This window comes from Mesorhizobium sp. M0854, from assembly GCF_040319815.1.
In the GTDB taxonomy this organism is placed as follows: Bacteria; Pseudomonadota; Alphaproteobacteria; order Rhizobiales; family Rhizobiaceae; genus Mesorhizobium.
In genome coordinates, this window is sequence record NZ_JAMYOL010000001.1 from 617109 (window position 1) to 624540 (window position 7432).

A 7432-nucleotide genomic window follows, 5' to 3' on the forward strand; every position below is an offset into this window, starting at 1 on the left:
TTTAGCGGGACGGCTCTTCCCCCCGTGGAGGAGACGGGGGGAAGAGCGCCTTCGCCCCCTCAACTCATCCACTGGCCGCCATCGACATTATAGGTCTGGGCGACGATGTACTCGGCCTCATCGCTGGCCAGGAACACCGCCATGCCGGTGAGGTCTTGCGCCGTGCCCATGCGGCCATAAGGCACGGCTTCGCCGACCAGCCTCTTCTTCTCGCCCCTCGGCCGGTTCTCGAACTTGGCGAACAATGCATCGACATGGTCCCAATGCTCGCCGTCGACGACACCCGGGGCGATGGCATTGACGTTGATGCGGTGTTTGATCAGGTCGAGCCCTGCCGACTGGGTGAGCGAGATGACCGCGGCCTTGGTGGCGCAGTAGACGGCAACCACCGCCTCGCCGCGGCGCCCGGCCTGGCTTGCCATATTGATGATCTTGCCGCCCTTGCCGCGGGCAATCATAGAACGGGCGGCGGCCTGCAACGTAAACAGCGTGCCGGCGACGTTGACCGAAAATAATTTGTCGTAGCTTGTCTTGGTGATCTCGACGATCGGCGCCAAGTCGAACAAAGCAGCGTTGTTGATCAAGATATCGAGGCCGCCGGCCCTGGCTTCGACCGCCTTGACGGCCTCATCGATAGACGCGAGATCGGTGACGTCGAGCTTTACCGCGTAGGCATTGCGGCCGATTTCCGAAGCCGTCTTCTCGGCGGCTTCGAGGTTGATGTCGCCAATCGCGACCGTCGCCCCTTCGCGCATGTAGGCTTCGGCAAACGCCCTGCCGATGCCGCGCGCCGATCCGGTAATCAGCGCCGATTTACCCCGGAGCCTCATTGCAGCATCGCCTTCCCGTCGGCGCCGAAACGATGCAGCTTGGCCTTTTCCGGCGTCAGGTAGATCGTGTCGCCGTGATGGGCGGCCAACTCGCCGTCGGCACGCACCGTCAGCTGCCCGACACCATCCGCCTGGACGTGCAAAAACGTGTCGGAGCCGAGATGCTCGGCAACCCCGACCGTCGCCTTCCAGTCGCCTGACGTCTTCGAAATGTTCATATGCTCCGGGCGGATGCCGACTGTCTTGGCGCCATATTTGGCGGCCGGCGCGCCTTCGATCAGGTTCATCTTCGGCGAACCTATGAAGCCGGCGACGAACAGGTTCTTCGGCGTCTTATAGAGCTCCATCGGCGAGCCGACCTGCTCGATATTGCCGGCATTGAGCACGACGATCTTGTCGGCCATGGTCATCGCCTCGATCTGGTCGTGGGTGACGTAGACCATGGTGGTCTTGAGCTGGTGATGCAGCTCGCTGATCTCCAGCCGCATGGTGCCGCGCAGCGCCGCGTCGAGATTGGACAAAGGCTCGTCGAACAGGAAGGCCGACGGCTGGCGCACGATGGCGCGGCCGATGGCGACGCGCTGCCGCTGGCCGCCGGAGAGCTGGCCGGGGCGGCGGTCGAGGTAGTTGGTGAGGTTCAGGATCCGCGCGGCGTCCTTCACCTTCTTGTCGATGGTCGCCTGGTCCTCGCCCGCCATCTTCAGCGGGAAGGCGATGTTCTTGGCCACCGTCATGTGCGGGTAGAGCGCATAGGACTGGAACACCATAGCCAGCTTGCGCTTGGCCGGCGCCTCGCCGGTGACGTCGCGACCATCGATGATGATGGTGCCGCCGCTGGTATCCTCGAGACCGGCGATCAGACGCAACAGGGTGGATTTGCCGCAGCCCGACGGGCCGACGAAGACGACGAACTCTCCGTCCTCGATGACCAGATCGAGGCCGGGGATGATGGACGTCGCCCCGAAGGATTTGGAGACGTTCTTGAGCGTGATGTTTCCCATGGTTTCCTCCCCCGAAGGGCTATCTTTTCGTTTTGCGTCAGGCGATGCCCGCTACTTTACCGCACCGAATGTCAGGCCTCGGACCAGCTGCTTCTGGCTGAACCAGCCCATGATCAGGATCGGCGCGATCGCCAGCGTCGAGGCGGCCGAAAGCTTGGCCCAGAACAGCCCCTGCGGGCTGGAGAAGGAGCTGATGAAAGCGGTGAGCGGCGCGGCCTCGGTGGTGGTCAGCCGGATCGTCCAGAACGCCTCGTTCCAGGCGAGAATGATGTTGAGCAGCATGGTCGAGGCGATGCCGGGGACCGCCATCGGCGTCAGCACGTAGATGATCTCGTTCCAGAGCGATGCGCCGTCCATGCGCGCCGCTTCCAGGATCTCGCCCGGGATCTCGCGAAAATAGGTGTAAAGCATCCAGACCACGATCGGCAGGTTGATCAGCATCAGCATGACCATCAGGCCGATGCGGCTGTCGAGCAGACCGGTATCGCGGAAGATCAGATAGATCGGAAACAGCACGGCGACGGCCGGCATCATCTTGGTGGAAAGCATCCACATCAGGATGTCCTTGGTGCGTTTGCCCGGCGAAAACGCCATCGACCATGCCGCCGGTATGGCGACGAGCAGAGCCAGGATGGTCGAGCCGACCGACAGGAACACCGAGTTCAGGAAGAATTTGAAATAGCCGTTCTGCGCCTGGACCTCGGAATAGCTCTCCGTGGTTCCCGACGGGAACAGGTTGAAGCCCTGGATAGCCTCCTGCTCCGACTTGAACGAGGTGATGATCGTATAGAGGATCGGGAAGAAGATCAGCAGCGCGACGATCCAGGCGGCCGCGGTAGCAATCGTCTTGTGCTGGGTGGTGACTGCACGTGCCATGGTCAGGTCCTCCCTATCGGCGATGTTGGCGGCAGGGTCGACCCCCACTCCGGTTTGCTGCGCAAACCACCTCTCCCCCGATCGACGGGGTAGAGGAAGGGCGCGGCTTCGATGCAGGCCTTTCCTCTCTCCCGGGCAGGGGGAGAGGTGTCCCGCGCAGCGGGACGGAGTGGGGGTGGTTCAGCGCACGTGCCATCTTATCCTCCCTTATTTATCCAGGTTCTTGCCGACAGCGCGCATGGCGAAGAAGGCAACGATGTTGGCGAGAATGACGGCAATGATACCGCCGGCGGACGCCTGGCCGATTTTGAACTCCAGCAATGCCTTCTGATAGACGAGGAAGGGCAGGTTGGTGGAGGCGTAACCCGGGCCGCCATTGGTGGTGACGAGGATCTCGGCATAGACCGACAGCAGGAAGATCGTCTGGATCAGGATGACGACGGTTATGGCGCGCGACATATGAGGCAGCGTCAAATAGATGAAGCGGCTGATGAAGCCGGCGCCGTCCATTTCGGCGGCTTCCTTCTGCTCGACGTCGAGCGACTGAAGCGCGGTCAACAGGATCAGCGTAGCAAACGGCAGCCATTGCCAGGCAACGATGATGATGATCGCCAGGAGCGGGTGCTGCCCGAACCAATCGATCGGCTGCCCGCCGAAGAAGCGCGCAATATCGGCGAAAACCCCGTACTGCGGATGCATGATCATGTTCTTCCAGACCAGTGCTGCCACCGGTGGCATGACGAAGAACGGCGAGATGACAAGGATGCGGACGATGCCCTGTCCCCACATCGGCTGATCGAGCAGAAGGGCGAGCAGAATACCGCCAATCACCGTGATCAAAAGCACGCTGACGACGATGGTGAGCGTGTTGAGGATCGACTGCAGGAATGCCGGGTTGGAATAGAACAGCGCGTAGTTCGAAAACCCGACGAAGCCGTCGCGCATCGGATTGAGCGGGTTGTATTGCTGGAAGGAAAACCACAGCGTGAATGCCAGCGGCACAATCATCCAGACCAGCAGCAGCACCACGGATGGCGCCATCATGAAACGGGCAAGCGAACGGGTCTGCTGAGTAGCCATGACGGTCACCCTTCGAGGTCGGCCAAGTTTTTCAGCGGTGTGAAAGCTGGCCGCCCGAACTGGGATTCGGGCGGCCGTTGCCGGTCGCCATTGGCAACCGGCACCGGGAGGAGCTTACTTGATGTAACCGCCCTCGGTCATCGTCGCGGTGGCGGCGTCCTGCGCCTGCTTCAAGGCATCGTCGACGCTCGACTGGCCGGCAAGTGCCGCCGAGAAGAGCTGGCCGACGGTGGTGCCGAGACCCTGGAACTCAGGAATGGCGACGAACTGGACGCCGACATAAGGCACCGGCTTGACGGTTGGGTGCGTCGGGTCGGCGGAGTTGATCGAGTCCAGCGTCATCTTGGCGAAAGGTGCTGCCTTCTGGTATTCGGGATTGGCATAGAGCGACGAGCGCGTTCCCGGCGGAACGTTGGCCCAGCCTTCCTTCGAGGCGACGAGCTCGGCATAGTGCTTGCTGGTTGCCCAGGATACGAACTTTTGAGCGGCGTCGGCCTTCTGCGTGCCGGCGGGGATGGCTAGCGACCATGCCCACAGCCAATTGCCGCGCTTGCCGAGGCCATTGTCCGGCGCCAGCGCATAGCCGACCTTGTCGGCGACGGTGGAGTTCTTCGGGTCGGAAACGAAGGAGGCAGCGACGGTAGCGTCGATCCACATGCCGCATTTGCCCTGCTGGAACAGCGCCAGGTTTTCGTTGAACCCATTGGACGACGCGCCCTCGGGGCCGTCGGCTTTCATCAGGTCGACATAGAACTGCAGCGTGTTCTTCCATTCGGGCTGGTCGAATTGCGGCTTCCAGTTCTCGTCGAACCAGCGCGCGCCGAACGAGTTCGACATGGCGGTCAGAAAGGCCATGTTCTCGCCCCAGCCGGCCTTGCCGCGCAGGCAGACGCCGTTCACGCCGTTGGCGCGGTCGGTCATCTTGTCGGCGGCCTGCTTGATGAAGTCCCAGGTCGGTGCATCGGGCATCTTGAGCCCGGCCTTTTCCATCAGGTCCTTGCGGTACATGACGAAGGAGCTTTCGCCGTAGAACGGGGCTGCGTAGAGCTTGCCGTCGACCGACAGGCCGCCGGCTATGGCCGGGATGATGTCCTTGACGTCGTAATCGTCGCCGAGCTTGTCGAGCGGCAAAAGCCAGTTCTGCTTGGCCCAGATCGGCACTTCATAGGTGCCGATGGTCATCACGTCGTACTGGCCACCCTTGGTGGCGATGTCGGTGGTGACGCGCTCGCGCAGGACGTTTTCCTCGAGCGTGACCCACTGCAGCTGGACGTCGGGATTCTTGGCGGTGAAGTCGTCGGTCAGCTTCTGCATGCGGACCATGTCGCCATTGTTGACCGTGGCGATGGTGATGGATTCGGCATGCGCGGCGAAAGCGAGGGCGCTGGCCGAGAACAGGCCTAGGGTGAACGTGCGAAGTTTCATCAAAATTCCTCCCATAAACCAAGATGAGCATTTGCCTTGGCTGTGAGCAATTACTCACTTGCGATGAATTATGTCAAGACGGATTCGTTGCTGCAGCGCAGCACGCCGGGTCTTGTGCAGCGGCAAGCCTGGGACGTTTGCGGCATGTCTGACGAAGGATTCGGCCGGGCTGATTGGGCCCGGCGCTTTGCTCGGGCTTGCTGGGATTCAGCCTACTGGCAAGCGATCTCGCTCAGGATCCAATCGCGGAAGGCGCGGATCTTCGGCACGTTGCGTCGTGCCGTCGGATAGACCAGCCAATAGGCGTGGCCGTCGTCACCGACCAGATCAAAGGGCTGGATCAGGCGGCCGTCGGCAAGTTCGGTCTTGAACAGCGCCTTGGTAACGATCGCCACGCCGTGGCCGGCAATCGCGGCATTGGCCTCGTAGGCCTGCGCGCCCATGCTGGTGCCGGGACGCTTGGCCAGCTCCTCGACCGGCAGGCCGGCGGCGGCAAACCAGTCCCGCCACCAGATGTCACCCGGGTCGAGGATCGGCAGCCGCAGCAGGTCGGCCGGCTCCGTGACGCCGCCGATGCTTGCCGCGAGCTTTGGACTAAGGACCGGCGTGAAATCGGCCCTGAAAAGCATATGGGTCTCGACGCCCGGCCAGTTGCCGCCGCCGGAGCGGATGGCGATGTCGATATCCTCTCTGGCAAAGTCGACAACCCTGTTCGAAGTATCGACGCGCACCGCCAGCGACGGATGCGCGACCTGGAATGAACCGAGATGCTGCGCCAGCCAGTTGGAGGCAAATGTCAGCAGCGTCGAAACGCAAAGCACGCCGTCGGCGCCGGTGCGCGCGGCGGCATAGGCGCCGCTCAACAGCGCGAACGCCTCGCTGACCGCGGGCGCCAGGCGCTGGCCGGGTTCGGTCAGCACGATCTGTTTTGGCTGGCGCAAGAACAGGGGCGCGCCGATGCGCTCCTCCAGAAGCTTGATCTGATAGCTTGCCGCCGCCTGCGTCATGCCAAGCTCCTGGGCGGCCTTGGTGAACGAGAGATGCCGCGCCACCGCCTCGAACACCCGGATCGCCTGAAGCGGAGGAAGCTGCGAAACCAGCTGTCGTGAATTGAGCTCCGGCATAAGCCCTCCTTATGGGCAGTGATCGACGTTTGATTGGCGGCACCGGCCGGTCCTACCGATATTTCGTATTGAAGATCAATTACGCCTAGAGATAGCGAAGGCTGACGATCATGACCACAATACAGGAAAAGCTGCTTCTTGCTCCAGCCCATGGCTGGTTTTCACAATTGGCGCGGGGATTGGCAAGGCACGCGGCGCGGAAACGGGCCTATCTCGACGTCCGGGAGCTGCCGCCGCATCTGCAGCGCGACATGGGCTTTCTCGACGGCAACGATCCTTGCGGCCGGCACCAGTAGTGACGCTCGTTTTATCGGGGATTCAGATGCGTTTCGATTTCACATGATCGTTTCCGACCGCCAGCGGCTCGGAGATCATGCGCCCGCCAGCAAGGCGGCGGCGGTCCGCTCATCGGTGATGAGGCCATTGACCAGCCGCCGGTTGACGGCGGCGAAGATGCCCGGCAGCTTGCGGTCGCCCATGGCAAGCGCGATCACCAGCGACTTTTCGCGCGACGGCAGCGGTGCCGACGACACCCGATCATTGGTGATGCCCTCGATCATGCGGCCGTCACGATCGAATACCCAGCCGACGATCTCGGCGACGCCGCCGGCCTTCTGCAGCGCCTTTAATTCACCCTCCGAAATGAAGCCGTCCTCGTAAAGCGGCGCCTTCGGGCCGAGATCGCCGATGCCGACAAAGGTGACGTCGGCCTCGGCCGCAAGCGCCAGCGTCGGCTGGATCATCGGCTGGCTGAGCAGCATCTCGCGCTCCTCGGGCGAGGAAGCGATGACCGGCAAAGGCATCGGAAACGAACGCGCCTTGACCCTGTCAGCCATGGTGAAGATGACGTTGTAAAAGGCCGCCGAGCCGTCCGGCGAGATGTTGCCGGTCAGCGATACCACCTTGTGCTGCGGGCATTCCATCGGCGGCAGTTGCTCGATCGCGGCCTTCAGCGTGCGGCCGGTTCCGCTCGGCATGACGCAAGGCACCCGCGACCGCAGCCCCCCTTAGATAGAGGCCGCCGCCCCCACGGGGGAGCCGATGACGGTGGAGGGAGCAGAAGGGTCGCTCCGCACCACCACGACCCGATACGGCG

At 62.6% G+C, this 7432-nt stretch carries 7 protein-coding genes and 1 pseudogene; 1 reads left to right on the forward strand and 7 read right to left on the reverse strand.

Annotation, left to right across the window (positions count from 1 at the left end; genetic code table 11):
• Positions 1–59 precede the first annotated feature (59 nt).
• The 6 genes from NKH99_RS02840 to gcvA all read right to left on the reverse strand — a co-directional run bounded on the left by NKH99_RS02840 (position 60) and on the right by gcvA (position 6336).
• Positions 60–830, reverse strand: coding sequence for an L-iditol 2-dehydrogenase (locus NKH99_RS02840; protein ID WP_352449477.1), 771 nt, complete (start codon positions 828–830; stop codon positions 60–62).
• The gene (locus NKH99_RS02845) at positions 827–1831 is read right to left on the reverse strand and encodes an ABC transporter ATP-binding protein (RefSeq protein ID WP_023676991.1); all 1005 of its coding nucleotides are present in this window, start codon (positions 1829–1831) and stop codon (positions 827–829) included. The genes NKH99_RS02840 and NKH99_RS02845 overlap by 4 nt, the downstream gene beginning before the upstream one ends.
• A 51-nt stretch (positions 1832–1882) precedes the next feature.
• A complete protein-coding gene (locus tag NKH99_RS02850) occupies positions 1883–2707 on the reverse strand; it encodes a carbohydrate ABC transporter permease (protein WP_023676992.1) in 825 nt (274 codons plus the stop codon).
• A 207-nt stretch (positions 2708–2914) separates the two neighbouring features.
• Positions 2915–3787: a carbohydrate ABC transporter permease gene (locus NKH99_RS02855; protein ID WP_023676993.1), complete on the reverse strand. Its 873-nt coding sequence runs from the start codon at positions 3785–3787 to the stop codon at positions 2915–2917.
• 114 nt (positions 3788–3901) lie between these two features.
• A complete protein-coding gene (locus tag NKH99_RS02860) occupies positions 3902–5212 on the reverse strand; it encodes an ABC transporter substrate-binding protein (RefSeq protein WP_352814026.1) in 1311 nt (436 codons plus the stop codon).
• A gap of 212 nt (positions 5213–5424) precedes the next feature.
• The gene (gene gcvA, locus NKH99_RS02865) at positions 5425–6336 is read right to left on the reverse strand and encodes a transcriptional regulator GcvA (protein ID WP_353012435.1); all 912 of its coding nucleotides are present in this window, start codon (positions 6334–6336) and stop codon (positions 5425–5427) included.
• Between the two features lie 110 nt (positions 6337–6446).
• Here gcvA and NKH99_RS02870 point away from each other — a divergent pair, with 110 nt between their 5' ends.
• Positions 6447–6632, forward strand: coding sequence for a hypothetical protein (locus NKH99_RS02870; RefSeq protein ID WP_023676996.1), 186 nt, complete (start codon positions 6447–6449; stop codon positions 6630–6632).
• A 75-nt stretch (positions 6633–6707) separates the two neighbouring features.
• Here the strand turns inward: NKH99_RS02870 and NKH99_RS02875 are convergent.
• Positions 6708–7432, reverse strand: a pseudogene (locus NKH99_RS02875) (sugar-binding transcriptional regulator); the annotation flags it as partial.

Coding starts and splice junctions, on each gene's coding strand:
- NKH99_RS02850 (WP_023676992.1), bottom strand. CDS start 2,707: ATGGCACGTGCAGTCACCACCCAGCACAAGACGATTGCTACCGCGGCC.
- NKH99_RS02860 (WP_352814026.1), bottom strand. CDS start 5,212: ATGAAACTTCGCACGTTCACCCTAGGCCTGTTCTCGGCCAGCGCCCTC.
- NKH99_RS02855 (WP_023676993.1), bottom strand. CDS start 3,787: ATGGCTACTCAGCAGACCCGTTCGCTTGCCCGTTTCATGATGGCGCCA.
- gcvA (WP_353012435.1), bottom strand. CDS start 6,336: ATGCCGGAGCTCAATTCACGACAGCTGGTTTCGCAGCTTCCTCCGCTT.
- NKH99_RS02845 (WP_023676991.1), bottom strand. CDS start 1,831: ATGGGAAACATCACGCTCAAGAACGTCTCCAAATCCTTCGGGGCGACG.
- NKH99_RS02840 (WP_352449477.1), bottom strand. CDS start 830: ATGAGGCTCCGGGGTAAATCGGCGCTGATTACCGGATCGGCGCGCGGC.
- NKH99_RS02870 (WP_023676996.1), top strand. CDS start 6,447: ATGACCACAATACAGGAAAAGCTGCTTCTTGCTCCAGCCCATGGCTGG.